Origin of the sequence: Nocardia cerradoensis NBRC 101014 (assembly GCF_000308535.1) — a bacterium.
Lineage (GTDB): Bacteria > Actinomycetota > Actinomycetes > Mycobacteriales > Mycobacteriaceae > Nocardia > Nocardia cerradoensis.
Genome location: NZ_BAFW01000388.1, coordinates 92,293 through 118,876, shown reverse-complemented (window position 1 = coordinate 118,876; position 26,584 = coordinate 92,293). Strand labels below are relative to the sequence as shown.

The window sequence follows — 26,584 nt, the reverse complement described above, 5'->3', positions numbered from 1 at the left end:
ACAGACGTGGTTTCAGCTGGTCCTCGCTCTGATGCTCGTGGTGGTGATCGCCGGTGCGATCGCCGCCGCGCAAATGATCTCCCGCACCGACTCCATCGAAGACCGGCTGCTCGATCGTGCCCAGCCCGCCGCGACCGAGGCCTATCGGCTCCAGGCCGCCCTGATCAACCAGGAAACCGGCCTGCGCGGCTACGCCATCTCGGCCGACGAGCAGTTCCTGCAGCCCTACAACAAGGGCGTCACCGACGAGGCCGCCGCCGCGGGGCGCTTGCGTGAGGTGGCCGCCGGCCACACCACGCTGCTCGGCGATCTGGATGCCGTCGAGGCCGCCGCTCAGCGCTGGCGCACCGAATACGTGCAGCCGATGATCGCGGCGGCGGGCAAGGTGTCGCCGGCCGAATCCGCCGCCATGGTCACGCGGGGCAAGGCCCTGTTCGACGAGATCCGCACGAAGTTCGCCACGCAGAACGCGGACTCGGCGGCCGCGATCGCCCAGGACCGCCACGACCTCGACAACGCGCGTACCCTGCGCGACGGTGTGCTGATCGCGGTGGTGGTCCTCATCCTGCTCACCGGCCTGGCGCTGACCGTGCTGATCCGGCGGCTGGTCGCCCGGCCGCTCGACGAGCTCACCGAAGCGTCCCGCCGGGTTTCGGCCGGTGAATTCGACCATCACATCGAGGCGCACGGACCGGCCGACCTGGCGACCGTCGCCGAGGCGGTCGAGGAGATGCGTGTGCGCATCGTCTCCGAACTGGGGTCCTCGCGTGCACAGGAGGACCTGCTCGCGCGCCAGGCCGACGATCTGGATCGCCAGACGGTGCAGCTGCGCCGCTCGAACGCCGAACTGGAACAGTTCGCCTACGTCGCTTCCCACGACCTGCAGGAGCCGCTGCGCAAGGTCGCCGCGTTCTGCCAGCTGCTGGAGAAACGCTATGGCGATCAGCTCGACGAGCGGGCCAAACAGTACATCGACTATGCCGTCGACGGCGCCAAGCGGATGCAGCGGCTGATCAACGATCTGCTGACCTTCTCGCGCGTGGGCCGGGTGATCGAGGGCAACGAGATGGTGGCACTGGACGCCGCCCTGAATTCGGCGTTGGACAACCTGTCCGGCGCGATCGAGGATTCCGGCGCGGTGATCGAGCGTCCCGAGCAGCTGCCCGACGTCGCGGGCCAGCCGACGCTGCTGACGATGCTGTGGCAGAACCTCATCGGCAATGCCGTGAAATTCCGCAGCCCCGGCACCGCGCCGGTGGTGCGCATCGAGTGCGAGCCGGGCGACGAACCGGACGAGTGGCGATTCTCGGTGTCCGACAACGGGATCGGCATCGCGCCGGAGTTCGCGGACAAGGTCTTCGTGATCTTCCAGCGCCTGCACAACCGGGAGGACTACGGCGGCACCGGGATCGGCTTGGCGCTGTGCAAGAAGATCGTCGAGTACCACGGCGGGGACCTGTGGATCGACACCGAGTACACCGGCGGCGCCCGGTTCCGCTTCACCCTGGCGACCGAGGCCGTCGCCCCCACGCTGATCGAACCCGTATCCGAAGGAGCCGACGCATGACCGTACCGGTGAGCCAGCCCATCGACATCCTGCTCGTGGAGGACGACCCCGGCGACGAGCTGATGACCCGGGAGGCGTTCGAGGACAACAAGATCGGCAATACGCTGCACGTCGCCCGCGACGGTCAGGAGGCGCTCGACTTCCTCTACCGGCAGGGGGAATTCGCGCAGGCGCCGCGGCCCGATCTGATTCTGCTCGATCTGAACCTGCCGAAATACGACGGCCGCCAGGTTCTGGAAAAGATCAAATCCGACCCGGATCTCAGCCATATTCCGGTGGTGGTGCTCACCACGTCGGCGGCCGAAGAGGACATTCTGCGCAGTTATCGGCTGCACGCGAACGCCTATGTGACCAAACCGGTCGACCTGGATCAATTCATCGCCGCGATCAAGCACATCGACGAATTCTTCGTTCAGGTCGTCCGGTTGCCACGACAGCGATGAACCCGGCGGCGATGAACGCGCCGGGCGGGCGCCGGATCAGGCCGAGGTGGTCTGCTCCGGCGCGGCCAGCGCGTCCGCGACGGTCGGGAACAGACGCAGCAACGCGTCCAGCGCGGTCACCTCGATCGGGCGCCGCACCGCGGGCGACGCGACCACCCGCAGGCCTCCCGTCGCGGTGGACTGGGAGGTGGCCAGCAGCACGCTCAGCCCGGCCGACCCGAGGAATCCGACCTCGGTCATATCCAGCACCACGGTGGTGGGCGCGCCCTGCAGGGCCCGGTCGAGGGCCGATTGCAGCTCCGGCGCGGAGTTCATGTCCACCTCACCGGCCACGGTCACGACCACGGCCGAACCTTCCGTGCGCTGCTCGGTGCGCAGCAGCGGTGACACCCGTTCGCCGCTCATCGGGCCGTCTCCAGCGCGAGGCGATTCGTACCGCATTTCGCCACTTCGATACCTCCGGCGTATTCGGATCTGCGCCGCTGTCCGCGGCGTGGCGACGATTCGCCGCTGACCAACATACCCGTTTCGGCGGGATCCGAACGTGGGCCTTCACCGCGATCGGAGGGCGCCGGGCGGGCGCTCGCGTACGCTGTGAAATCGTTTCGCGGCACGATATTTGGGAGCAACGAATGGGCATGGTCGAGAAAGTGTCCCCGGACGCGGGGACCACTGCGGTCGGATTCCAGGTACCGGCCGATGCGGCGCAATTGATGATGGTCCGGGCATTGACCGAAACCGTCGCTCTGGTCGCCGATTTCGGTATCGACGAGGCCACCGATATCCGTCTGGCCGTCGACGAGGTGGTCAGCGCGCTCATCGTGGACGCCGCCCCCGAATCGGTGATCGATTGCACATTCAGTGCGACCGATACCACCATGGACGTGCGAGTAGCCGCCGTCACCACGACCGCCGGCGGCCCGGACACCAACAGTTTCGGCTGGCATATCGTCTCGACGCTGACCCAGTGGGTGAAGACCGAGAGTTCGGACTACGACGCATCCGTGGGCGGGCACCCGACCGTCGTCGAGTTCCGCTGGGCACGTGGCGGAACCGATGTCGACTGAGAACGGTTCGGGCACCACGCGCCACCCCGACGGTTACGACGACGTCGCACCGCTGTTCGTCGAGCTCGCCGCCCTGCCCGAGGATGATCCGGAGTACGACCGGCTGCGCGCGCGAATCATCAACCGGTGTCTGCCGCTGGCCGAGCACATCGCGCGCAAGTTCAGCGGCCGCGGCGAGAACTTCGAGGATCTGCTGCAGATCGCCCGGGTCGGCCTGGTCGCGGCCGTCGATCGGTTCGATCCCACGCAGGGGTCGCCGTTCCTCGCCTTCGCGGTGCCCACGGTGATGGGCGAGGTGCGCCGCCACTTCCGCGATCACACCTGGGCGCTGCGCGTGCCCCGGCGGATCAAGGAGATCCAGACCGCGCTGGGACCGACCGTGGAGACGCTGTCGCAACGGCTGGGCCGGATGCCGCGGGCGCGTGAGATCGCCGAGGAGATGGACGCCGATCTGGGCGAGGTGACGCAGGCACTGATCGCCCGCAACGCCTACCAGACCCAATCGCTGGACACGCCGACCTCGGAGGACGACAGTCGTTCCGGGAATGCGATCCTCGACACGCTGGGCGCCGTGGATCCGACCTTCGGCGCGATCGACGACACTCTGACGGTGAAGCCGCTCATCGACGCGCTGCCGGAGAAGGAGCGGTACGTGCTGACCATGCGTTTCTTCGGCGGAATGACGCAGGAGCAGATCGCGCGGGAACTCGGCTGTTCTCAAATGCAGGTGTCGCGGATCCTGACCAGAACGCTCAAACAGCTGCGGGAGAAGGCGCTGCGCGACTGAGGTAGGCGAACGGCGCCGCATGGCGTGCGGGAAAGGGGGTATCGCGGATGCCGAGGAGATCATCGAGTGGAGATCATCGGTTGCGATCGGAATGAGGACATGAGCGGATTTCCAGATCCCCCGGGCGACCACGCCCCAGGGCCCGCGGTACGCGAGCCGCACCCGCTACGGGTGGCCCCCTTCGAGGCGAATTTCCTGTCGCAGGCCGACCGGATCGCCGAGGTGCGCCACGATCTGCGGGCCTGGCTCGAGCGCGGGGGAATCGGCTCGGAACAGATCTACGATCTGTTGCTGGCGGTGGACGAGGCGTGCACGAATGCCGTGGAGCACGGTTACCGCGAGGGCGCCGGCATGGTGGGGCTGCGTGCGGAGATCAGCGGGTCGGACCTGTACCTGACCATCGTCGACCACGGCAGCTGGGAACCCCGCGCCGAGGTTCCGGATCCCGTGCGCGGGCGGGGACTGGCGATCATGCGCGCCCTGGTGCGCGACGTCGAGATCACCACCGGCGCCGACGGCACCCGCGTGGTGATGCGCACCGAAATCGGCTCGGCGCCAACGGGTTCCGAGTCGACCGCGGGGCACGACCGGGGGTAGTCCGTTAATCCGCTCGGAGAGCGGGTATGCGGTAGGCAGCAGGCGGGCGAGGCGACCGCCGCGGCGGGATTTTTCGGGCCCCCACCGGGGTTGTACCGGTGCGAGACTTGGGGCGGGGACCCGATTCGAAGGAGGAAGCGTGACCGACACGCGCACGGCGATTCTGGCAGGCGGATGCTTCTGGGGCATGGAGGAGCTGATCCGCAAGCAGCCGGGTGTGATTTCCACGCGCGTCGGATACACCGGCGGGCGCAACGATCACCCCACCTATCGCAACCATCCGGGGCATGCCGAGGCCGTGGAGATCGTCTACGACCCCGCGCGCACCGACTACCGGGCCCTGCTCGAGTTCTTCTTCCAGATCCACGATCCGTCGACGAAGGATCGTCAGGGTAACGACATCGGCAGCAGCTATCGGTCCGCGATCTTCTATCTCGACGACGAGCAGAAGGCGATCGCGCTGGACACGATCGCCGATGTGGACGCCTCCGGGCTGTGGCCGGGCAAGGTGGTCACCGAGGTGACCCCGGCGTCCGAGTTCTGGGAGGCCGAGCCGGAGCATCAGGACTACCTGCAGCGTTATCCGAACGGCTACACCTGCCACTTCCCCCGGCCGGGCTGGAAACTGCCCAAGCGCGCCGCGACCTCGCAGTAGGCCGGCATGTCGGATCGCGCTCGTCGCTCACGTATCGGCAATCCGCTGTCGGCCCTGGGACGCGCGATCGCGCGCATTCCCTGGGTGATGCGTACCGGTCCGGTGGTCGTCGTGCTGGAGCGCGTCATCCGCCGGCTCACCGGCGGCCGGCACGGCGTGCTCGACCTGGCGGGTCTGCCGTCGATGGAGCTGACGGTGCGCGGACGTAAATCCGGGTTGCCGCGGACGGTATCGCTGCTGTACGTACCGGACGGGCCCGAGCGGTATCTGCTGATCGGGTCCAACTGGGGGCGGCCGGAACATCCGTCCTGGTCGGCGAATCTGGCCGCCGCCTCCGACGCCGAAATCCACAGTGGCGGTAGGCGGATCAAGGTGCGGGTCCGCCACCTCAGCGGAGCCGAGCGCGAGGACGCCTGGGCCCGGGCGGTGGCCTACTGGCCCGGATACACCATGGAACAGCGTCTGGCGGGCACGCGCCGGTTCCGGCTGTTCGAATTGACGCCCATCTGAGCCGACTTCGAGGGTGCCCACCGGCCGGTTTCGCTCCCGCGGCGAGCCGGCCTGCTGGACAATGGGGCCGAGCCGACGATGTGCGGCCCGGCCCCACGCGCCGCCGGAACGCACGGTGCGGACCGAGCGGCGACGGGTGAGATGCGGATGCGATCAGGACAGGACAGTGCTCTGCTGCGGCGACGCGCGGCACTGGAACGGCAGTGGGCGCGCTGGGTTCCGAGCCCGCACGATCCTCCGGCCGTCCCGGCCGTGTGTTCGCTCGAATCAGGTCCCACCGCGTCCGATGCCACGGATGCCGAGGCCGTCGAGGGCGATACGGCGCAGCCCCGGGCAGACGTGGCGCAGTCTTGGGTGCGGTCGCGAGCGTTCGTCGATCCGGCCACCGACTGCGCGCCCGCGGTTGCCGGTGATGTCGCGTCGACATGGGCCGATTCGCCGCTGCGCGGCCCCATCGCCGAACTCTCCGATCAGCTGCACAGCATCACCCACGACGCCGGATTCGTCGCCGCCGTCACCGACGAGGCGGGGACCATTCTCTGGTCCGACGGCGGTCAGGTGATGCGGCGGCGTGCCGAGCGGGTCGGCTTCACCCCCGGCGGCCGCTGGGACGAGAACCATATGGGCACCAACGCGCTGTCGCTGGCATTGCACACCGGCCGCCCGAGCAGTGTGTTCTCCGCCGAACATCTGGTCGAGGCGTTGCACGGCTGGGTCTGCTACTGCGCGCCGATCCGCGCGGCCGACGGCCGGCAACTCGGTGTGCTGGATCTGTCCACCACCTGGGATCGCTCGCATCCGCTGGCCATGTCGACGGTGTTGTCTCTCACCGCGGCCGTGGAGGCGAAACTGCAAGGCGGCGTGACGAATACGGCCGCGGGCGTGCGGCTGGAATGTCTCGGCGCCGCCGCGCTGACCAGGGGCGGTCGGCCGCTGCGACTGCGCCGACGGCTGCTCGAGATCCTCACCCTGCTCGCCCTCGAACCCGACGGCTACACACCGGAACGGTTGCAGCTGGCCGTCTACGGCGACCGGCCCACCGGTTCCAGCACGCTCAAGGCCGACGTCTCACATCTGCGCCGCGCCACCGGCGGCGATATCAGCAATCGGGTCTATCGGCTGACCACACCGGTCTCCTGCGATGCCACCGATATGCTCGCCGCCCTGGCCGCCGGGGACACCGCCACCGCCGTGCGGCTGTATCGCGGCCCGCTGCTACCGGGCTCGCAGACACCGGGCATCGTCGAATGGCGCGAACACCTCGAGGTCGGTATCCGCACCGCGGTCCTGTCCGCCGGCGAGGCCGAATACGCCCTGGACTACGGCGCGAAAGCGCCCGGTGACATCGAGATCCACGAACACGCGCTGCGGCTGCTGCCCGCCCGCGACGCGCGCCGCGCGGTGGCCGCCGCGCGTCTGCACAGCGCCCTGCGGAGCTGATCGCGACGCGCTCGTCCGCGTTCAACCTTGTGCCAACCCTCGCGGCTCATAGTGGTCCACATCACGGCGAGCCCTGTCGTGATGCGACCCTTCGTGACTCATCGAGGAGCACCCGTCATGATCTACGCCAAGCCCGGCGCCGAAGGCAGCATCGTCTCCTACGCCGACCGCTACGACAACTTCATCGGTGGCGAATGGACGGCACCGGTCGAGGGCAGATACTTCGAGAATCCGTCGCCGGTCGACGGGGAAACCTTCTGTGAGGTGGCCCGATCCTCCGCCGCCGACGTGGAATTGGCGTTGGATGCCGCGCACGGTGCCGCCGACGCGTGGGGCGCGACCTCGGCCGCCGATCGCGCCAACATCCTGAACAAGATCGCCGACCGGATCGAGGCGAATCTCGACCAGCTGGCCGTCGCCGAAACCTGGGACAACGGCAAGCCGGTGCGCGAAACCCTGGCCGCCGACCTGCCGCTGGCCGTGGACCACTTCCGCTACTTCGCCGGCGCCATCCGCGCCCAGGAGGGCGGCGTCAGCGAGATCGACGCCGACACCATCGCCTACCACTTCCACGAGCCGCTGGGTGTGGTCGGTCAGATCATCCCGTGGAACTTCCCGATCCTGATGGCGACCTGGAAGCTGGCGCCGGCACTGGCCGCGGGAAACGCGGTGGTGCTCAAGCCCGCCGAGCAGACCCCGGCCTCCATCATGAAGGTGGTCGAGCTGATCGCCGATCTGCTGCCGCCGGGAGTTCTCAACGTGGTCAACGGTTTCGGCGTCGAAACCGGTAAGCCGCTGGCGTCGAGCCCGCGTGTGGCGAAGGTGGCGTTCACCGGTGAGACGACCACCGGCCGGCTGATCATGCAGTACGCCAGCGAGAACATCATCCCCGTCACCCTCGAACTGGGCGGCAAGAGCCCCAACATCTTCCTGCCCGATGTGCTGGCCGCCGACGACGCGTTCCTGGACAAGGCGGTCGAGGGCTTCGTGATGTTCGCGCTGAACCAGGGCGAGGTGTGCACCTGCCCGTCGCGCGCGCTGATCCACTCCTCCATCTACGACGAGTTCATGACGCGCTGCCTGGAGCGGACCAAGGCCATCGTCAGCGGCAACCCGCTCGACAGCGAGACCATGATCGGCGCCCAGGCGAGCAACGACCAGTACGAAAAGATCCTGTCCTACATCGACATCGGGCGCAAAGAAGGCGCCGAGGTGCTCACCGGCGGCAGCCAGCGCAAGGTCGACGGCCTGCCGAACGGTTTCTACGTCGAGCCGACGGTGCTGAAGGGCACCAACGACATGCGGGTGTTCCAGGAGGAGATCTTCGGCCCGGTCGTCGCCGTGACCACCTTCGATTCGACCGAGGAGGCGCTGGCGATCGCCAACGACACCCTCTACGGGCTCGGCGCGGGCGTGTGGAGCCGCGACGGCAACACCGCCTACCGCCTGGGCCGCGGCATCAAGGCCGGCCGGGTGTGGACCAACTGCTACCACGCCTACCCGGCGCATGCGGCCTTCGGCGGCTACAAGAAGTCCGGTATCGGCCGCGAGAACCACCGCATGATGCTCGATCACTACCAGCAGACCAAGAACCTGCTGGTGAGCTACTCGCCGAACAAACTCGGCTTCTTCTGATGGGTACCCGCGTCGACCTGACCGAGGCCGCGCAGACGTTGCTGGACAACTTGATTCGCCAGCACGGGCCGGTCATGTTCCATCAGTCCGGCGGGTGTTGCGACGGCAGCGCGCCGATGTGCTTCCCGCGCGGGGAATTCCGCGTGGGCGCCTCGGATGTGCTGCTCGGCCGGGTCGGCGCCGATACCCCGTTCTGGATGAGCGCCGATCAGTACGAGTACTGGAAGCACACCTATCTGACCGTCGACGTGGTCCCCGGGCGGGGGAGCGGATTCTCGCTCGAAGCCCCCGAGGGGGTGCGGTTCCTGATCCGGTCCCGGCTGCTCACCGATGCCGAAGTGGCCGAACTCGATTCCGGACCGCCGCCGCTCACCGGAGCGGATGCGGTGAGTTGACGAATGCCGGCGAGGCGAATCCGCAGGGCCCACACGGCCCGCAGATCCGCCTCGCCGCGGTGCGTGCGGCGTATTCTGGCCGGGATCGTCCGCCAGTATCCGTATCGAGGTGCCGCTCGAGAACAGTGCCCGGCCCGCGGCATCGGTGACGAGAGGGGCCGCATGTCGGCGCGTACGGCATTGTTCATCACCTGTGTCAACGACGTCATGTATCCGGGAACCGGCCGGGCGGCGGTGGCGTTGCTGCGCCGGCTCGGCGTCGAGGTCGACTTCCCGATGGCCCAGAGTTGTTGCGGCCAAATGCATGCCAACACCGGCTATCGGGCCGACACCGCGAAGATGGCCCGGCATTTCGTCTCCGTGTTCGGTGAATACGACCGGATCGTGGTGCCGTCGGCCTCGTGTGGTGCGGCGCCCGGCGAGTTCTACCGGGTGGTGGCCGAGCAGGTCGGCGACGCCGCGCTGGCCCGCGAGGCCGAGGCGCTGGTTCCCAGAATCCGGGAGTTGACCGAATTCCTCACCGACGATCTGGGTGTCGTCGACGTGGGCGCCTATTTCCCGCATCGGGTGACCTACCATCCGACCTGCCATTCGCTGCGCGTGCAGCGCATCGGCGACCGCCCGTACCGCTTGTTGCGTGCGGTGGCCGGACTGGATCTGGTCGATCTGCCCGCGGCCGACGAATGCTGCGGATTCGGTGGCACCTTCTCGGTGAAGAATGCCGCCGCCTCCGGCGCGATGAACGCCGACAAGGCAGCGCACGTGCGCGAGACGGGCGCGAGTGTGGTGACCGCCGTGGACAATTCGTGCCTGATGAACATCGGCGGGCGCCTCGCCGCCGACGCGACCGCGGTGCGCGATCTGCATCTGGTGGAAATCCTGGCGCGCACGACGGCCGACGGGCCGATGCCCGGGCTGCCGGTGGTCGCGGGAGCCCGCTCGTGACCGAAAGTTTCGTGGGCTGGCCGCCGTTCCCGCAGGCCGCGCGGGCCGCGACCGCCGACGACCAATTGCGCGCCAACGTGCGCCGTGCCACTCACACCATCCGCGCCAAGCGTGATGCCCTGGTGGCGGAACGGCCGGACTGGCAGGAACTGCGCACCGCCGCGGCCGCGGTCAAGGACGACGTGCTGCGCCGTCTCGACATCTATCTGGAGCGGCTGGCCGACGCGGTGGAAGGCGCCGGGGGAGTGGTGCATTGGGCGACCGACGCCGCCGAGGCCAACGCCGTCGTCACCGCATTGGTCCGGGCGACCGGCGAGAAGGAGATCGTCAAGGCCAAATCCATGCTGTCGGAGGAGATCGGCCTGGACGAGGCGCTGGCGGCGGCCGGAATCGACACCCGCGAAACCGATCTCGCCGAGATCATCCTGCAACTGGGCGACGATCTGCCCTCCCATATCGTGGTGCCGTCGATGCACCTGAACCGCAGCCAGATTCGCGACATCTTCCGCCGCGAGATGGGCAAGCACGGCCGTCCCGCGCCGGACGATCTGACCGACGATCCGCAGGCGCTCGCCGATGCGTCGCGGCTGCATCTGCGGGAGAAGTTCCTGCGCGCGAAGGTCGGCATCACCGGCGCGAATTTCCTTGTCGCCGAGAGCGGAACGGTGGTGATGGTGGAGTCGGAGGGCAACGGGCGGATGTGCCTGACCCTGCCGGAGACGCTGATCACGGTGGCCGGCATCGAGAAGGTGATTCCGAGCTGGCGCGATCTGGAGATCTACCTGGAGTTGCTGGCCCGCAGCGCGACCGGGGAGCGGATGTCGCCGTATGTGTCGACCTGGACCGGTGTCACCGCCCAGGACGGGCCCTCGGCCTTTCACCTGGTCCTGGTGGACAACGGCCGAACCCGCGCGCTGCGCGACGAACTCGGGCGGGAAGCGTTGCGCTGCATCCGCTGTGGCGCGTGTATGAATATCTGCCCGGTGTACGAACGCACCGGCGGGCAGGCCTACGGTTCGGTCTATCCGGGGCCGATCGGCGCCATCCTCAACCCGTTGCTGAAGGGCGCCGACGATCCGCAGACCGCCTCGTTGCCGTACGCGTCGGCGTTGTGCGGGGCCTGCGACGACGTCTGTCCGGTCCGCATCGATATCACCGGGAATCTGCTGGCCCTGCGTCACCGGGTGGCCGAGGGGGAGGCGGCGGTGAAGCATCGGGTCGAACGGGCGGCGTTCGACGCGATGGCGGGATTCATGAGTCATCCGGCGCTGTGGGGCGCGGCCGTGCGCTCGGCGGCGCGTATCGGCATCGCGGTCCCGAAGTGGCATCTGCCCGGTCCGCTGGGCGGGTGGACCGACAGCCGGCGGGTACCCGACATCCCTGCCGAATCGTTTCGCCGCTGGTGGGCGCGCACCGAGGGCGGCCGCCACGACGACGGGCCTCCGCACGGGAGCGCCGACGACGGGAGCCGCTCGTGAATGCGCGCGAGACGATTCTGCGACGCGTCCGCGAGGCCATCGGCGAACCGGCGGAGGCGGTCACCGTGCCGCGCGACTATCTGCGGACCGCGCCGGGAGTGGACCCCGACGATCGTGGCGCGATCCTGGAGCTGTTCGAACAGCGACTGGAACGCTATGGCGCACAGGTGCATCGGACCACCCTGGCGGGGGTCGCCGCGACCGTGGACCGGGAACTGCGGAACGCGTCGGCGCGGGTGGTGCTGACGCCGCCCGGACTGCCGGACATCTGGACGGCCCTGTGGGCGGACCGTTCCGAGCATCGTGTCGTGACCGACGATCCGCCGCTGACGACGCGCGAACTGGACGAGGTCGACGCGGTCGTGACCACCTGCGCCGCGGCGATCGCGCAATCGGGCACCATCGTCCTCGACGGTGATGCCGGTCAGGGCCGCCGCGCGCCCACCCTCGTCCCGGACTGTCACGTCTGCGTGGTCCACGCCGAACAGGTGAAAACCGCACTGCCGGAGGTCGTTCCGCGTCTCGACCCGCGCCGCCCGACGACCTGGATCAGCGGTCCGTCGGCCACCGTGGATATCGAGATGACCCGTGTGCAGGGTGTGCACGGGCCCAGGCGTTTGATCGTGATCCTGGTCGAGTGAGGCGGGAGGTGGTGGTCGATCGGTGCTCGCCGACAGGGAAGCGAGATCGGCCGCGCGGTGCAGGAGGTGTCCGGTGACGGCCGAGGTGCTGGGCCCGGGTGAGCTGGCGGCGCGGATCGTCCGGGCGGCGGATGACGCGGGCGGGCGCCGCTACCTGGTGGGTGTCGCCGGACCGCCGGGTGCCGGAAAGTCCACGTTGGCACGGAGTTTGGCGGATGCGGTGCGGAGTCTGGGAGTCCCCGGCGAGGTGGCGGGGATGGACGGATTTCATCGGAGCTCGGCGGAGCTGCGTGACTCCGGCGCGCTCGGTCGCAAAGGGCAGCCCGATACCTTCGATGTGGCGGCGTTCGTCGCGCGGCTTCGGAGACTGCGCGACAGTGCGATCGGCGTGCCGGTGCCGTGGCCGGTCTATGACCGGGCCCGCCACGACCCGATCCCCGATGCCGTGACCTTCACCGGCGAACGGGTCGCGATCGTGGAAGGGAACTACCTGCTGCTGGATCGGCCGGGGTGGGGTGAGGTGCGCGAATATCTCGACGAGGTCTGGTACCTCGATGTCGAGGAATCGGTCATCGAACAGCGCCTGCTGCGCCGGCATCGGCGCGGCGGGAAATCACCGGATCGCGCCCAGGCCATGGTCGCCGGCAGTGACCTGCCGAATGCGCGTCTCATCGCGCAGACCGCGGACCGCGCCGATCTCGTGCTGCGCGCGGTCCGCGGCGGCTACCGTATCCGCCCGGTTCGATGAGCCTGTCCGGCCGATTCGTTCGTGCGACTCGAGTGCGGCCCGGGCACCTCATTCGGCCAACTCATCGAGCCGGTCTCCCCACGCGCGAGTGCCGAAGAACCGGCACGACAGGGTGGCGACCGCGGCGGCGCGGGTCAGCGCGTCGACGAAGTCGTGGCCGCGCGAGTGGTACGCGCAGAACGCGCCGTGCAGGATGTCCCCGGCGCCGAGCGTATCCGCGCCGTCCACGTCACCCACCGCGATCTCGCCGCGAAAACCGTTGGCGGAGTACACGATCGGTTGCTGCCCGCGCGTGACGGCGACCGCGCGGACCCCGATCCGGTGCAGGTGGTCGAACACATCCTGGGCGCCCGGCGGCGCGAACGAGGCCGAGCAGATGGCGATGTCGACCAGCGGCAGCAACTCCGCGTGTTCCGGCTTCCAGCGCCCCCCGTCGAGCACCACCGGAATTCCCGCATCACGCGCCACTCGCGCGATGCCGAGGGCCAGTTCGAGGTGATGCCCGTCGACGAGCACCACCGAGGCGTCCTGGACGAGGGCCGCGCATTCGTCGTCGAATGACGCCGCGATGCCCGAACCATCCAGCGAGACAACGGTTCTCGTCCCGGCAGCGGCCGCGACGACGATGGAGGAGATCGGCGGCGGGTCGGTACGCCGCGGTGTCGTGTCGACGAGTTCGACACCGTGGGACCGCAGATCGTCGCGGATCAGCGCGGTGAGCGGATGTTGCCCGACGGCGGTGAGCAGCCGGGCGCCGCCGGTCAGGATCGCGCAGGCCACCGCGGCATTGGCGGCCGGTCCACCGGCGCCCAGAAATTGCTCGCGCGCACGGGTTTTGGTGTCCTCGCCCGGATAGGCGTCGACGGCGTAGGAGAGGTCGACGGTGGTGAGGCCGACGAACAGCGGGACGCTCATCTCATCCCCTCCGCGCGCAGTCCGGGCGTGGCCACGGCGACGGTGCGTCGCACCCCACCCGCGAGCCGATCGACGTCGGTGGTTCGCATCGCCGGACAGGATCCCTTCGGTCCGCGTTGTCTCGGATCGAGACAGGTCAGCATGAGTGTCTCACGAGCGATGCCGCCTCATATATGCCAGAGAAGTCGCCCTTCCGCCGCCACGCCGCCCCGCCGTTGCGCATCCGGGGTTCGGAATAGGACCGCGGTCACCCCGGGTTGTCGCGAGCAGAGACCCGACTCGCGAAAGGACCATCGATGCCGACCATGACGCGGACCGAACGGGAGAAGTTCCTCGCCGAATTGCACGTGGGGGTGATCGCCGTGGAGCGCCCCGACCGGGCGCCGCTGGCGGTGCCGATCTGGTACGGCTACGAGCCGGGCGGTGAAGTGGTGGTGTGGACCGACGCCGGGACGGTGAAGGAGAGGCTCATCCGCGCGGCGGGGCGGTTCTCGATCACCGCGCAGGTGGAACAGCCGCCGTACCGGTACGTCACCGCGGAGGGCTCGGTCACCTCGATCGACGCGGCGTCGCCCGAGGTCGCCCGCGCGATCGCGGTGCGCTATCTGGGACCGGAGGAAGGCGCGCAATTCGCCGAGCAGAACCTCGGCCCGGATTCGGTGGTGATCCGCATGCGCCCCGAACGGTGGTTGAGCACCGACTACTCCAAGCAGTAGCGCGCCGGACGTCCGGAGCGGCGGGTGCACATTAGCCTGGAGGTTGCCAGGCCGGTGTGAACGATCGCGACCCCAGCTGCTCGACCGAGAGGAAAAGCGCTATGAAGGCTCTGCAGTACGTCACCGTCGGTGCCGAACCGGAAGTCCGCGAGATTCCCACTCCCGAGCCCGGGCCGGGTGAGGTGCTGCTGAAGGTCACCGCGGCCGGGGTCTGCCATTCCGACGATTTCGTGATGTCGCTGCCCGCGGAAGCGTTCACCTATCCACTGCCGCTGACCCTCGGACACGAGGGCGCCGGGACGGTCGCCGCGCTGGGCGACGGTGTGCGCGGCCTGGATCTGGGCACCAGCGTGGTGGTGTACGGGCCGTGGGGCTGCGGTACCTGCTGGTTCTGCGCGCAGGGTCTGGAGAACTACTGTTCCCGCGCGGCCGAACTGGGCATCTATCCGCCCGGCCTCGGGGCGCCGGGAGCCATCGCCGAATACCTGATCGTCGATTCCTCCCGCCATCTCGTGCCGATCGGGGATCTGGATCCGGTGGCGACCGTTCCGCTGACCGACGCCGGTCTCACCCCGTATCACGCGATCAAACGGTCGCTGTCGAAGCTGCGCCCCGGGTCCTGGGCCGTCGTCATCGGCAGTGGCGGACTGGGCCATGTGGCGATCCAATTGTTGCGTCACCTGTCCCCGGCACGCGTCGTCGCGCTGGACGTCAGCGACGACAAACTCGAATTCGCGAAATCGGTCGGCGCCCACGAGGCGGTGCTGTCGAATTCCCAGGCCGCCGACAACGTCCGCAAGATCACCGGCGCGGCGGGTGCGAGCCTGGTGCTCGATTTCGTCGGATATCAGCCGACCATCGATATCGCGATGGCCGTCGCCGGCGTGGATTCCGATGTGACCATCGTCGGTATCGGTGACGGAAAGTCCGCGGCGCGCATCGGTTTCGGCGTCAGCCCGTACGAGGCGACGGCGACCGCCCCGTATTGGGGTGCGCGCAGCGAGCTGATCGAACTGATCGACCTGGCGCACGAGGGCGTCCTCGACATCGCCGTCGAACGGTTCGCACTCGACGACGCGCCCGAGGCATATCGGCGACTCGCGGCCGGGACATTGCGCGGGCGTGCCGTCATCGTGCCCTGAGGCCGCGGTTTCTCGTCAGTACCCCTTGGCGGGACGACCGGCGTCGGCCTGCTGCACGTTCGACGTCAGATTCGAGCCGTCCCGTGAGACGTGATAGCGGTCCATCACGTAGTTCATGCTCGCCGCGATATTCGCCTCCGGATCGGTGATGTCGGAGGAGGTTCCGGCGACGTGATACGCCTCGAAGGTGCTCGGAATGGTCTGGGTGAGGCCCTGTGACGGATGGCCGGCGGCGGCGTTGGAGTCCGTCGTGTTGATGGAGCCGGTGTTGCCGCTCGATTCCCGCTTGATCAGCGTCAGATAACCCTCGGTCCACCGCGCGCGGGCAGCGGGATCGGTGATTCCGAGGCGGTCCAGCGCCTTTCCGATGTAGTACGCGAGTTCCTGATCGTCGAGATGACGGCCGGGCCCGCCGCCGCTCGAGCTCACCGGCTGGGTGTATTGGCGGTCGTAGCTGCCACTGCTGTTCGGCGGCACATAGGTGCTCGGCACGGGGCCGTAGTCGCCGCCACCGCCGCTGCCCTGGGGCTGGGTGGGAATTCGCGTGGAGTTCTCGTCGTGGAGTTTGTGCGCCTGGGAGACGACGAGATCGGCGTGTTCGACCGCCTTGTCGATCTTGTCGATCAAGGACAATTGCAGGGCCACACTGGGATGCGGGGCGACACCGTTCAGAATTCCGGTGATATCGGTTTCGAGTTGTTTGACCGCGGCGCGGGTCTCGTTGGCGATGCCGGCCGAATTCTCGGCGATATCGGACATCATGGTGTCCAGCGAGTTCCACTCCTCGTTGTATTTCCGGATCTTCTTCTGCCGATCGCCGTAATCGGCGACCATCTCGCCGGTGATCGTCGCGGTCGGTTTGTCCGTCGCGGCGAGACTGGCCATCACGACCTTCTTGGCGTTGCCGTCGCCGAGGCCGTTGAGCAGCGCCTCCAGCACCTTCTCCAGGCGGCTGACGGCCGCGTTCAACAGCGGTGCGTCGGTCACCCGGGGCAAACTCACCGACTCGGTCATGACCCACCTTCCGCCACAGCCTGCCTGGCCCCGCGTCGCCGCCGAGTTCGCGCTGCGACAGGCGTTCGCCGGAAGCATAGGTTCGTGACCGAGTCCAGCTATTCCCGTCGCTGGGAGGGCGCGCCTACCGGCGCGGGTGCGGGCGCAGGCGCAGCCCGGCGGGTTTGAGGGTCAGCGTTTCGCGCACGTCCAGCCGGTAGCCGGGTTCGGGTTCCAGTTCGAAGCGGTGCAGGATCGCGGCCAGGGCGACCATCGTTTCGTGCAGCGCGAACTGCCGGCCGATGCAGGCGCGGGGACCGGTGCCGAACGGTTTGTACACGCGCGGTCCCGCACCGCGGATGTTGTCCGGCAGGAAGCGGTCCGGATCGAATTCCTCGGCGTCGGGCCCCCACGCCGGATCGCGGTGCGCGGCCTGCAGCAACACCAGGACCCAGTCCTTGGCCGCGATCCGATAGCGACCGGAGCACAGGGTGGTGTCCTGTTTGGCGCGGCGGAAGTAGCCGGGCGCGGTCGGCCAGAGCCGCAGTGTCTCGTCGACCACCCGGCGCAGACCGCGCAACTTCGCCACCTCCTCGAAGCCGATGGCGGGCGCGTCCGGCGCGGGCCATCGCTCGTCGATCTCGGCTCGCACCTTCTGTGCCACGTCCGGGTGGGTGGCCAGATAGTGCAGCGCGAAAGCGATGGTGTTGGCGGACGTTTCGCTACCGGCGATGAGGAAGGTGAGGATCTGATTGCGGATGTTGGTGGCGTCCAGCCGCTCTCCGGTATCGGGATCCACGCCGTCGATGAGCAGATCCAGAATGTCCTCGGACACGTCGTGCGGCTGTGCTCGCCGCGCCTCGATGATCGCGTCGACCACGCCGTGCGCATGTGCCAGATCCGCGCGGTGGCGGCGGTATTCCGCGCGGCGGAACAGGCGCTCGAACCACGGCATGACGTCGGTGCGGCGATTGGCGTAGGTCAGCTCGCGGACCATCGCCGCGACGAACGGGTCGGCCGCGGAATCGGTCAGGGTGCCGAACGAATGCGAGAACCCGGCGCGCGAGATGATTTCGAAGGTCAGCGTATTCGTCGCGGCGGGAATGTCGATCCAGGACGATTCCGTGGCCCACCCGGCGACCAATTCGTCCACCACGGCGACGATCGTGGTGTGGTAGTTCGCCATCGCCGTCTTGGTGAACGCCGGCAGCAGAATGTTGTGCGCCTTGGACCAATTGGGTTCCCGGTTGAATGCGGTGAACAGTCCGTCACCGGCCAGGGGACGCAATTTCATCAGCGAATGGCCGATGTGTTTCTCCCACACCCGCTCGTCGTTGACTTCGTCGATGGCCTCGGCGCCGGTGACGATGATCGCCGGATAGCCGAACAACTTCTGCTCGAAGACCGGGCCGAGCTCGCGGCCCTGTTCCGCCAGCCGTTGGCACGGTTTCGCGAAATCGGTGGTCAGCACGTCGCCGAGCAGCGGCAGTCGCCACGGCGGATGTGGCAGCGTGTGGGTGGACGTGGTGTCGGTGCGGACGGTCATCAGGCGTTCTCTGCTTCCTGCGCGGCGCGGGGGAGGGGGCGGGGGCGGTCGGCGAAGCGGGTGGCGGCGGGCCACCACCGGGCGACGCGGAGCAGTTCGTCCACCTCGTCGTCCAGGGTGGCCGAATCCGAGACCGGCGTCGCCGCGGCACCGCCGGGCGGATCACCGGTGCGGGAGCGTTCGCGGGCGGCGAGCGCCAACTGCAGGGCATACCCGGCCGGTTCGGCATCGCGCGGCGGAATACGTTCGGCCGCGGCGAAATTCGCGAACTCCGCCGGGTCCACATCGGCACAGTAGGGACGCAGTTCGAGGATCGCGTCGCGGATCTCGACCGTGGTGCGGTGCAGGCGCAGCCGGGTTATCCGGCGCGAACCCGGGTCCATCGGCAGCCGGCTGTCGGGGAACATCGTCGTCATCGACTCCCACAGCGGTCGCAGCCGCCGCCACCGCCGGCCGGTGGCGTCGAAACCCGCCACCCCGAGCAGGGCTTCGACGACCGGTGCCGAGGAGACGATCGCGATCACCGTCGCGATCCAGAAGAAATTGCGGGAGTTGGTGCGCAGGCGGTAATCCACCGAATCCAGCACGCCGATCTGCTGCACCAGCGCCAGCCCGGTCGCGATCGCCGTGGTCACTCCGATCGCCGCCCCGGCCAGCGCTATTCCCGCGAGGACCACCTTCTCACCGCGGGTGACGCCGTGCTGGCGATATTCCGACCAGCAGCGAGCGATCATCCGGACCGCGAGAAACAGCGGCAGAATCGAGAAGGCCAGCCAGACCAGCACTTCGGCCCAGCCGCCCGACACCTCGACCGGGCGCTGCTCGTGGCGGGCGCGGGTTCCGGCGGCCAGGATCGCGATCGACAGCGCCGCCGCGATCAGGTGATACCGCCATGGCCGGCTGCGCACGTCCCCGGCGGCGCGACCGGACAGCAGATCGATGACGCACAGGAACGGTGCGATCGAGACGACGATGGTGCACAACGAAATCTGTTGCACCGTGGTCACGGTCGTGGGCAGGACGGCGACGATCGCACGCTGTGCCACGTCCTCGCGCAGCACCTGGGTCGCCGCGATGATCGTCAGCGTCGCGTTGAGATACCGTTCGGCCGCGGTGTCGTCGAACCACCCCCACCGCGCCGCCACCACCAGTACAGTCGCGACGATGACCGGCCAGGCGATCACCACCGGCACCGACGAGGTCATCGCCCCTCGAACAGCACGTTGCGCAGGCTCTGCCCGCGGCGACCGGCGGTCGCCGAGACCATCACCAGGCTGGCGAACAGTTCGGCCTCCCGTTCGGGTCCGCTGCCGTATCCGGACCGGCCCAGGACCGCGCGCACGGTGGCCGGGTCGATATCGGGCAGCATCGCGCCCAGGGTGGAATCGCATCCGCCGCCGGATGTTCCGCGGTCGTGGCCGAGCACCATATGCCCGATCTCGTGGCAGACGATCTGGTCGATGTGGTACTCCGAGGTGGCGTCCTCGTGGATGATCACGTCGTCGTCCTCGCGGACCAGCCACAGCCCGCACGGGGTGTCGATCACGTCGTGCATGGCCATCGGAATCAGGGTGATCGGGCGCCCGCGGGCGGCGGCCACCGCGGCCACGAAGCGAGTGCGATCCCAGGGTTCCGGCACCGGCAATCGGTCGAGCACCTTCTTGATCCGCCTGGCCGATGCCCCCATGGTTACGGTCCGTCCTGGTCTTCCCGTTCGTCCCCGTCGACCGGGGGCAGATTCTCCAACTCCCGCGCGCGGTCCACGATCGACGCGATACTGGACAGAGTTCGCGGTGTCAGCCCCGACGCTCGCAATGCCAGATTCCGCACGCCCGCATCCTTCATAGCCTGTAACAGGCTCAGCTGCGAGTCGAGCGCCGCATCGGTGCCGTTGTCGAGCAGATACGACGCGGGCACTCCGAAGAACTTGGCGATCGCCCGGAGGTGGGCGACCGTCGGATTCGACTTCACCCCCGACCGCAACTGCCACAGATAGGCCGCGCTGATCGAGGTGCCGGTCGCCTTCGTAATCGCCTCGGCGGCAGCAACATTCGACAACGGCGGCTCGGACGGTGGGTGCATCACCGCGAGCAGGCGATTGATCTTGGCCGCCAGCTCGGTCGGCTCACCGTCGGCGCGCGGCGTAGTGGTCGGGTCCTCGTTCAAGGCCCTCCCTCCGAGTAGAGGCGGATTCGACAACAGTACATGAGCCGACGATTGACATATACCAGCGTTCATGACACCGTCATGGACGTCTACGTGAGTACACGTTGGGACACAACGTGTTCACTGGCGAGGAGGGGGAGTCAGTGCACACGCCGACGGGCCGGCGCCGCTGCGCGCGGCGGGCCGGTCGCGGCGCTCCGGTCGACGATGCCCGGAGCGCTCCGGAGTTCTTCGCCGCGGTGTTCTACTCCGTCGCGCATTTGGACCATTTGTTGAACGGCCCCGTAACCCCGTAGTTGTCCTGTGCGCTGGTGACGGCCTTGGATTCGGCCTCTTCCGCCGTGGTGCCCCAGGTGGAGGCCCAGCCGTTGTTCTGGCCGACGACCACCGCGACGCAGGCGTTGCGCGCCCACGCCGCCGGCTGCGCGCAACCGGGGCAACGGGTTTGGACCTGGTTGGTGGCGTCGTCGGAGCTGACCGTGCTGCGCGCCCAGGTCACCTTGCCGGTGTCGGCGTCGTAGCCCGCGGCGATCCAGACGTCGGCCGGTGTGGCCGGAGGTGGCGGGGGAGCGTAGCGGGTGGTCTCGCGGGTCGTGGGTGCGGTCGAGGTCGAATACGTCGGCGAGGGGCGGGTGGTCGTCGACTGCTGGGCGGCCGCATCGGTATCGCTGTTCTTGTTGTGGTTGTGTACCACGATCACCGCGACGACCGCGCCCAGCACGAGGACCGCCGCGACCACTGCCGCGACGATCGCCAGCACCTTGCCGCCACCCGAATTCTGCTGCGGCGCACCAGGATACGGGTAGGGTTGCCCACCGTATTGAGGATCGGGATACGGCTGCGCATACGATTGCCCGCCCGGATAGCCGCCTTCCGGATAGCCGCCCGGCGGATATGCCTGCCCGTACATCGGGGGCTGATTCGGATCGCCCGGATACGGCACTCCGGCGGGATATCCCTGCCCCGCATGCACGGTGGGATCCTCGGACCCGGGCGGCGGGCCCGGTTGCCCGCCGGGGTAGGCCTGGGTCGGCGGCGCCTGTTGCCCGGGGTAGGCCTGGGTCGGCGGGGCGGGCTGTCCCGGATAGGCCTGGGTGGGCGGAGCCGGTTGCTGTGGCACGGGGCCGCCGGGCTGCGCGCTGGAATCCGGCACGCCACCGGGGTAGGCCCGGGTCGGCGGCGCCGGGGGTGGGCCCGGCTCACCGGACGGCGGCTGCTGCGGGGAATCCGGGCGATCGTCGCTGGCCATCGCCTACCGCACCCGGCTCGTCGAAATGCGCTGTGTCGTGGTCGGTATCGACATCGACCGTGCCCCCGTCCCTGCTGTGAATCGTATCGGCGAGCCACTGTAGCGCATACCCATGACGTCGAGTTTGCCCGAAATATCATTCTCAAATTTGGAGAGCAATATTGCCGTCCCCACTATTCTGATAAGTCGGAGCCTGAGACCGGGGACGCCCGAGAGGACAGCATCGTGACCGTGCACGCCGACGACCACAGACAGCCGCGCTACGACTTCGATCGCCATGCGCCGCAGTACCGCGACAACTTCGACGCGATCACCACCGATATGCACCGGCAGTGCCCGCTGGCCTGGTCGCCGACCTACGGCGGCCACTGGGTGGCGGCCGGCAGCCGGGAGGTGTTCAGCCTCGCGCGGTCGGAAAACGTGTCGAGCGACCACGATCCGAACGGGGAGCGCCGCGGCTATCGCGGCATCACCATTCCGTTTCCCGAGACCGGGAACGCCATCCGCAACGGCATCCTCGAAATGGATCCGCCCGAACAGCGGCTGTGGCGCCAGGCGCTCAATCCGTATCTGTCGCCCGCCGCGGTGCAGCGCTGGGTCCCGTTCGTCGACGAGGTGGTCCGGGCGAGCCTCGACGATCGGATCGAGAGCGGGCGCATCGATTTCGTCGACGATCTGGCCAATATCGTGCCCGCCGTCCTCACCCTGGCGATGCTGGGCATACCGCTGTGCAAATGGCAGCTGTACTGCGAACCCGCGCACGCCTCGGTCTACACCCCGCCCAATTCCCCCGATATCGAACGGGTTCGGCGTCAGCACGAGGCGATGGGACTGGATCTGCTGATCAACCTCACGGAAGTGCGGGAGAATCCGCGCCCGGGAATCATCGAGGCGCTGACCCGGCTCGAGATCGATGGGACCGCGCCGCCGGATATCGAACTGCTGGGCATGCTGGGCCTGCTCATCGGCGGCGGCTTCGACACCACCACCGCACTGACCGCCCATGCGCTGGAATGGCTCTCCGATCATCCGGATCAGCGAGCGATCCTGAGCGCGGAACGCGAGTTGCTGTTGAACTCGGCGACCGAGGAATTCCTGCGCTACTTCACTCCCGCGCCCGGCGACGGCCGCACCATCGCCGCGGACTGCGAATACGCGGGCATCCGGCTCGAGGAGGGGGAGCGGCTGTGGCTGTCGTGGGCGATGGCCAATCGCGATCCGGAATTGTTCCCGGATCCCAACACTCTCGATCTGGACCGGAAAGGCAACCGGCACTTCAGCTTCGGCCTGGGGGTGCACCGCTGCATCGGATCCAATGTGGCGCGCACGGTATTCAAACGCATGCTGGTCGCGGTGCTCGATCGGCTGCCGGATTTCCGATGCGATCCCGGCGGCGCGGTGCATTACGACACGATCGGCGTGATCCAGGGCATGCGCCACCTACCGGCCACGTTCACACCCGGCCGTCGGCTGGGACCGGGGCTGGACGAAACCCTGGAAACCTTGCAACGGGACTGCGATGAGAATCGCTTGGCCGAACCGGTCACCGTCCGCCGCGACGGCGCGGGCCGCTGAGCGCGGAAGGCGCTGCGGCCGAGCTCGATTCACACGATCTTGCCCAGCCGCCCGCCCCGTGACGGGACGGGCGTCGCGCGCGCTCGTTACCGGATGATCTGCCCACCGTCGACGTTGAGGATGTGCCCGGTGACCCACGCCGCGTCGTCGGACAGCAGATACAGGCACGCGCCCACCAGATCCTGCGGGGTGCCGATCCGCTTGAGCGGCAGGCGGTTCACCATGTCGTTCACGATCGAGCCGGGGGTGACGGTCTGCGTCGCCTCGGTGTTGATCGGCCCCGGCGCGATGGCGTTGATCCGGATGTTGGATCCGCCGAGTTCGACCGCCAGCTGCTGGGTGAGGCTGTTGACCCCGGCCTTGGCGAGGCCGTAGAAGTTCGAATACACCCATGCGGCCGTGGAGGACTGGTTCACGATGGACCCGCCGCCGCCCTTCGACATGTGCTGCCACACCGCGCGGGTCATGTTCAGCGCGCCGTCGAGATTCACGCTCATGAACTTCTTGTAGTAGTCCCACGGCACGGTCAGCAGCAGGTCCAGCTTCATCCCGCCGTAGATGGCGGCGTTGTTGACCAGATGGTTGATCGCGCCGAATTCGTTCTGCGTGTAGTCGGCCAGCGTGGTGACCGATTCCGGATCGGAGACGTCGACGGGATGGAAGACCGCGGTGCCGCCACCGCTGCTGATCTCCTCGGCGACCTGTTTTCCCTTGTCCGCGTTGAGATCCGCGACGACGACGGTGGCGCCCTCGCCGGCCAGTGCCTTCGCGTATTCGGCGCCGATGCCCTGCGCCGCGCCGGTGACGATCGCGACGCGATCGGTGAAACGAGCCATGAGTTGTGTTCTCCTCCGGTATGTCGCGACGAGGTCGCGTGCTGTCTATTTCTGCGCGGTGGCGATCAGCTTGGTTTCGAGGTATTCCTCGAATCCGGCCACACCGAGTTCGCGGCCGATGCCGGACTGCTTGTAGCCGCCGAACGGGGCGTCGGCGCTGTACCAGATGCCGCCGTTGACGCCGAGGGTTCCGGTCCGAACACCGTTGACCACGTGGTCGATTCGCGCCTGGTCGGTGCCCCACACCTCGCCCGAGAGCCCGTAGGGCGATTCGTTGGCCAGCCGGATGGCGTCGTCGTCGCCGTCGTGCGGGATCACCACCAGCACGGGGCCGAAGATCTCCTCCTGGGCCACGGTCGAGGTGTTGGACAGTCCGCTGATCAGGGTGGGTTCGATGAAGTACCCGCGTTCGCGATCGGGACTGCCGCCGCCGGTGACGATGGTGCCGCCCTCGGCGCGTGCGATATCGATGTAGCGCTGCACGCGTTCCCGCTGGCGCGCCGAGATGACCGGCCCGCAGACGGTGCCCGGTTCGTTGGGATCACCCGGCACGATGCCGCCCATGGACTTCGCCGCCGCCGCGACCGCGGTGTCGTATTGCTCGCGCGGGACGAGCAGGCGGGTGGTCAGCGCGCAGCCCTGGCCGGCGTGGACGCAGACCGTGAAGCCCGCGTAGCTCGCCGCGGCGGCCACATCGGTGTCGTCCAGGACGATGAAGGCCGACTTGCCGCCGAGTTCGAGAAAGACCTTCTTCAGGCTCTGCGCCGCACCGGCCATGATGGTCCGACCGGTCTGCGTCGAGCCGGTGAACGAGATCATGTCGACCCGCGGATCGGTGACCAGCTGGGCGCCCAGCTGGTGGTCGTCGGAGGTGACGATATTGATCACGCCGGCCGGAATGTCGGTCTGTTCGGCGATCACCGTGCCGACCAGTGCGGCGACCCATGGGGTATCGGGAGCCGGTTTGAGTACCACCGTGCACCCGGCCGCCAGGGCGGGACCGAGTTTGGCGAAGTTGATCTGATGCGGGAAGTTCCACGGCGTGATGGCGCCGACCACGCCGATCGCCTCCCGGCGCAGCGTGCGCGCCGTGGGAATTCCCATCGGCTTCGCGACGCCGAGATCGCTGACCCACTCGTAACTTTCGGCCAGATCGGCGAAATAGCCCAGATCACCGATCGGGCCCTCCAGCTGCGGGCCGCTGGTCAGCATGCGCGGGGCGCCCACCTCAGCGATGGTGATCTCGCGCAGTTCCTCGATGTTGTCGCGCAGCGCGTCGCGCAGTTGCCGCACGCAGCGGGCCCGGAACGCGTGATCGCGCGACCATTCGGTGTTGTCGAACGCCGCGCGGGCGGCGGCGATGGCCGCGTCCATATCGGCGGCGTCGGCGTTGGCGGCCTGGCCGAGAACCTCCTCGGTCGCCGGATTGACCGTCGCGAATACCCCCGCGCCGCCGGCGACCAGTTTGCCGTCGATCAGAAGCCGGGATCCCTCGCCAGGGGGGAGCAGTTTCGTCATTCGCCTCTCCGATAGGGCTGTCTGGACACCTGTACGGAATATAGTTTGGACGGAGCTGTGAATACAAGAACGTGTTGCAGAGTGATCGAATTGTGAGAGGCGGGTACCGGCGATGACCGGAGATGCGGCGGTGGCCGGCAAGGCGGCGATCGTGGTGGGCGGCGGCAGCGGCATCGGCCGGGCCGTCGCCGGCGAACTGGCACGCCAGGGCGCGGGTGTGGTGGTCAATTCCCGGTCCGAGGCGGCGGTGGACGCGGTGGTGGACGAGATTCGCGCGGCGGGCGGTCGCGCCCTCGCGGTCGCGGGTTCGGCCGCGGACGAAACGATCGCGGACGCGCTGGTGCGCCGGTGCGTCGACAGTTTCGGTGCCGTAGACGTTCTCGTCAACTGTGCCGGGATCGCCGAACCCGCGCACTCCTCGATTCTCGATATCTCGACCGCGGACTGGCGTGCCCAACTCGATTCGCACCTCACCACGGTGTTCAACACCTGTCGCGCGGTGGCGCCGCTGATGGTGGCCCGCGGCGCGGGTTCGATCGTCAACACCGGCTCGTTCGCCTACCTGGGTGACTACGGCGGCACCGGCTATCCGGCTGGAAAAGGCGCGGTCGCGAGCCTGACGCTGGCCATGGCCGCGGAATTGAAAGAGCACGGCATCCGGGTGAACGCGATCTGCCCCGGGGCCAGGACGCGCCTGTCCACCGGCGCGGAATACGAGGAGAAGATCGCGGAGTTGCGCGAGCGCGGCCTGCTCGACGAGTTCACCGCGCAGTCGTCACTGGACGCGCCGCCGCCGGAGTACGCCGCGTCGTTGTATGTCTATCTCGCCTCCGACCTCGCGACCGTGACCGGGCAGATCCTCATTGCCGCAGGCGGATTCGTCGGTCGCTTCGCGCGGCCGAAGCTCGAGTCGATCGGCTATCGCGACCATGCCGATGCTCCGCCGTGGTCGGTGGCCGAACTGCACCCCCTCCTCGGCGACGGGGCGTGAGGAGGATGGGAACGCTCGCCTGCCCTGGT

General features: G+C 68.3%; 28 protein-coding genes. 18 read left to right on the top strand and 10 right to left on the bottom strand.

Annotated features, from left to right (window positions below; all coding sequences use genetic code 11):
- The first annotated feature begins 31 nt into the window (after nt 1-31).
- Together ON23_RS35585 and ON23_RS35580 are read left to right on the top strand one after the other, a co-directional pair.
- Nucleotides 32-1,567: a sensor histidine kinase gene (locus tag ON23_RS35585; protein ID WP_083904460.1), complete on the top strand. Its 1,536-nt coding sequence runs from the start codon at nt 32-34 to the stop codon at nt 1,565-1,567.
- Nucleotides 1,564-2,010, top strand: a complete 447-nt coding sequence (locus ON23_RS35580) for a response regulator (protein WP_039784285.1) — start codon at nt 1,564-1,566, stop codon at nt 2,008-2,010. The genes ON23_RS35585 and ON23_RS35580 overlap by 4 nt, the downstream gene beginning before the upstream one ends.
- A 36-nt stretch (nt 2,011-2,046) precedes the next feature.
- Here ON23_RS35580 and ON23_RS35575 read toward each other — a convergent pair whose 3' ends face one another.
- Nucleotides 2,047-2,415: an STAS domain-containing protein gene (locus tag ON23_RS35575; RefSeq protein ID WP_039784283.1), complete on the bottom strand. Its 369-nt coding sequence runs from the start codon at nt 2,413-2,415 to the stop codon at nt 2,047-2,049.
- Between the two features lie 233 nt (nt 2,416-2,648).
- On the opposite strand from ON23_RS35575, the gene ON23_RS35565 reads away from it, so the two are divergent.
- The 12 genes from ON23_RS35565 (at nt 2,649) to ON23_RS35510 (ending at nt 12,908) form a co-directional block, all read left to right on the top strand.
- On the top strand, nt 2,649-3,077 hold the full coding sequence (locus tag ON23_RS35565) for an ATP-binding protein (protein WP_039784352.1): 429 nt from the start codon (nt 2,649-2,651) through the stop codon (nt 3,075-3,077).
- Nucleotides 3,067-3,864 carry an RNA polymerase sigma factor SigF gene (locus ON23_RS35560; RefSeq protein WP_039784350.1) on the top strand — a complete coding sequence of 266 codons (798 nt, stop codon included), beginning with the start codon at nt 3,067-3,069 and terminating at the stop codon, nt 3,862-3,864. Before ON23_RS35565 ends, ON23_RS35560 begins: the two co-directional genes overlap by 11 nt.
- A gap of 99 nt (nt 3,865-3,963) precedes the next feature.
- The gene (locus tag ON23_RS35555; RefSeq protein WP_157170392.1) at nt 3,964-4,461 is read left to right on the top strand and encodes an ATP-binding protein; all 498 of its coding nucleotides are present in this window, start codon (nt 3,964-3,966) and stop codon (nt 4,459-4,461) included.
- Between the two features lie 187 nt (nt 4,462-4,648).
- Nucleotides 4,649-5,116, top strand: coding sequence for a peptide-methionine (S)-S-oxide reductase MsrA (gene msrA, locus ON23_RS35550; protein ID WP_210743627.1), 468 nt, complete (start codon nt 4,649-4,651; stop codon nt 5,114-5,116).
- 6 nt (nt 5,117-5,122) lie between these two features.
- Nucleotides 5,123-5,626 carry a nitroreductase family deazaflavin-dependent oxidoreductase gene (locus ON23_RS35545; protein WP_039784277.1) on the top strand — a complete coding sequence of 168 codons (504 nt, stop codon included), beginning with the start codon at nt 5,123-5,125 and terminating at the stop codon, nt 5,624-5,626.
- Nucleotides 5,627-5,773: 147 nt separating this feature from the next.
- A complete protein-coding gene (locus ON23_RS35540) occupies nt 5,774-7,066 on the top strand; it encodes a hypothetical protein (RefSeq protein ID WP_039784347.1) in 1,293 nt (430 codons plus the stop codon).
- A 117-nt stretch (nt 7,067-7,183) separates the two neighbouring features.
- Entirely contained in the window at nt 7,184-8,701 is a 1,518-nt protein-coding gene (adh, locus tag ON23_RS35535; RefSeq protein WP_039784275.1) for an aldehyde dehydrogenase, read from the top strand.
- Nucleotides 8,701-9,096, top strand: a complete 396-nt coding sequence (locus ON23_RS35530) for a DUF779 domain-containing protein (RefSeq protein ID WP_039784274.1) — start codon at nt 8,701-8,703, stop codon at nt 9,094-9,096. Before adh ends, ON23_RS35530 begins: the two co-directional genes overlap by 1 nt.
- A gap of 162 nt (nt 9,097-9,258) precedes the next feature.
- On the top strand, nt 9,259-10,041 hold the full coding sequence (locus tag ON23_RS35525) for a (Fe-S)-binding protein (RefSeq protein ID WP_039784272.1): 783 nt from the start codon (nt 9,259-9,261) through the stop codon (nt 10,039-10,041).
- Nucleotides 10,038-11,519 (top strand): LutB/LldF family L-lactate oxidation iron-sulfur protein, encoded by a 1,482-nt coding sequence (locus ON23_RS35520; RefSeq protein ID WP_039784271.1) that lies wholly within the window; start codon nt 10,038-10,040, stop codon nt 11,517-11,519. Before ON23_RS35525 ends, ON23_RS35520 begins: the two co-directional genes overlap by 4 nt.
- The gene (locus ON23_RS35515; RefSeq protein WP_039784270.1) at nt 11,516-12,160 is read left to right on the top strand and encodes a LutC/YkgG family protein; all 645 of its coding nucleotides are present in this window, start codon (nt 11,516-11,518) and stop codon (nt 12,158-12,160) included. The genes ON23_RS35520 and ON23_RS35515 overlap by 4 nt, the downstream gene beginning before the upstream one ends.
- 73 nt (nt 12,161-12,233) lie before the next feature.
- Nucleotides 12,234-12,908: a nucleoside/nucleotide kinase family protein gene (locus ON23_RS35510; protein ID WP_083904443.1), complete on the top strand. Its 675-nt coding sequence runs from the start codon at nt 12,234-12,236 to the stop codon at nt 12,906-12,908.
- 48 nt (nt 12,909-12,956) lie between these two features.
- On the opposite strand, the gene ON23_RS35505 is transcribed toward ON23_RS35510, so the two are convergent.
- On the bottom strand, nt 12,957-13,823 hold the full coding sequence (locus tag ON23_RS35505) for a PfkB family carbohydrate kinase (RefSeq protein ID WP_039784269.1): 867 nt from the start codon (nt 13,821-13,823) through the stop codon (nt 12,957-12,959).
- 296 nt (nt 13,824-14,119) lie between these two features.
- Between ON23_RS35505 and ON23_RS35500 the strand changes: the two genes are divergently transcribed.
- Entirely contained in the window at nt 14,120-14,539 is a 420-nt protein-coding gene (locus tag ON23_RS35500) for a pyridoxamine 5'-phosphate oxidase family protein (protein WP_174376545.1), read from the top strand.
- A 101-nt stretch (nt 14,540-14,640) separates the two neighbouring features.
- Nucleotides 14,641-15,681, top strand: coding sequence for an NAD(P)-dependent alcohol dehydrogenase (locus ON23_RS35495; protein WP_039784265.1), 1,041 nt, complete (start codon nt 14,641-14,643; stop codon nt 15,679-15,681).
- Between the two features lie 15 nt (nt 15,682-15,696).
- Here ON23_RS35495 and ON23_RS37640 read toward each other — a convergent pair whose 3' ends face one another.
- The 6 genes from ON23_RS37640 to ON23_RS37635 all read right to left on the bottom strand — a co-directional run bounded on the left by ON23_RS37640 (nt 15,697) and on the right by ON23_RS37635 (nt 21,635).
- Complete coding sequence (locus ON23_RS37640; protein ID WP_244969793.1) at nt 15,697-16,695, bottom strand: transglycosylase SLT domain-containing protein; 999 nt, start codon at nt 16,693-16,695, stop codon at nt 15,697-15,699.
- A gap of 124 nt (nt 16,696-16,819) precedes the next feature.
- Entirely contained in the window at nt 16,820-18,220 is a 1,401-nt protein-coding gene (locus ON23_RS35485; protein WP_083904442.1) for a cytochrome P450, read from the bottom strand.
- Nucleotides 18,220-19,425 carry an MAB_1171c family putative transporter gene (locus tag ON23_RS35480; protein WP_039784264.1) on the bottom strand — a complete coding sequence of 402 codons (1,206 nt, stop codon included), beginning with the start codon at nt 19,423-19,425 and terminating at the stop codon, nt 18,220-18,222. Before ON23_RS35480 ends, ON23_RS35485 begins: the two co-directional genes overlap by 1 nt.
- Nucleotides 19,422-19,907, bottom strand: coding sequence for a hypothetical protein (locus ON23_RS35475; protein WP_039784262.1), 486 nt, complete (start codon nt 19,905-19,907; stop codon nt 19,422-19,424). Before ON23_RS35475 ends, ON23_RS35480 begins: the two co-directional genes overlap by 4 nt.
- 2 nt (nt 19,908-19,909) lie before the next feature.
- A complete protein-coding gene (locus tag ON23_RS35470) occupies nt 19,910-20,386 on the bottom strand; it encodes a helix-turn-helix domain-containing protein (RefSeq protein WP_051043806.1) in 477 nt (158 codons plus the stop codon).
- Between the two features lie 244 nt (nt 20,387-20,630).
- Nucleotides 20,631-21,635, bottom strand: coding sequence for a DUF4189 domain-containing protein (locus ON23_RS37635; protein WP_039784260.1), 1,005 nt, complete (start codon nt 21,633-21,635; stop codon nt 20,631-20,633).
- 222 nt (nt 21,636-21,857) lie between these two features.
- Here ON23_RS37635 and ON23_RS35460 point away from each other — a divergent pair, with 222 nt between their 5' ends.
- The gene (locus ON23_RS35460) at nt 21,858-23,210 is read left to right on the top strand and encodes a cytochrome P450 (RefSeq protein ID WP_051043828.1); all 1,353 of its coding nucleotides are present in this window, start codon (nt 21,858-21,860) and stop codon (nt 23,208-23,210) included.
- Nucleotides 23,211-23,296: 86 nt separating this feature from the next.
- Here ON23_RS35460 and ON23_RS35455 read toward each other — a convergent pair whose 3' ends face one another.
- Nucleotides 23,297-24,046 carry an SDR family oxidoreductase gene (locus ON23_RS35455; protein WP_039784257.1) on the bottom strand — a complete coding sequence of 250 codons (750 nt, stop codon included), beginning with the start codon at nt 24,044-24,046 and terminating at the stop codon, nt 23,297-23,299.
- A 45-nt stretch (nt 24,047-24,091) separates the two neighbouring features.
- Nucleotides 24,092-25,564: an aldehyde dehydrogenase gene (locus ON23_RS35450; RefSeq protein ID WP_039784254.1), complete on the bottom strand. Its 1,473-nt coding sequence runs from the start codon at nt 25,562-25,564 to the stop codon at nt 24,092-24,094.
- 112 nt (nt 25,565-25,676) lie between these two features.
- Between ON23_RS35450 and ON23_RS35445 the strand changes: the two genes are divergently transcribed.
- Nucleotides 25,677-26,555, top strand: a complete 879-nt coding sequence (locus ON23_RS35445; protein ID WP_051043802.1) for an SDR family NAD(P)-dependent oxidoreductase — start codon at nt 25,677-25,679, stop codon at nt 26,553-26,555.
- Nucleotides 26,556-26,584: the final 29 nt, after the last annotated feature.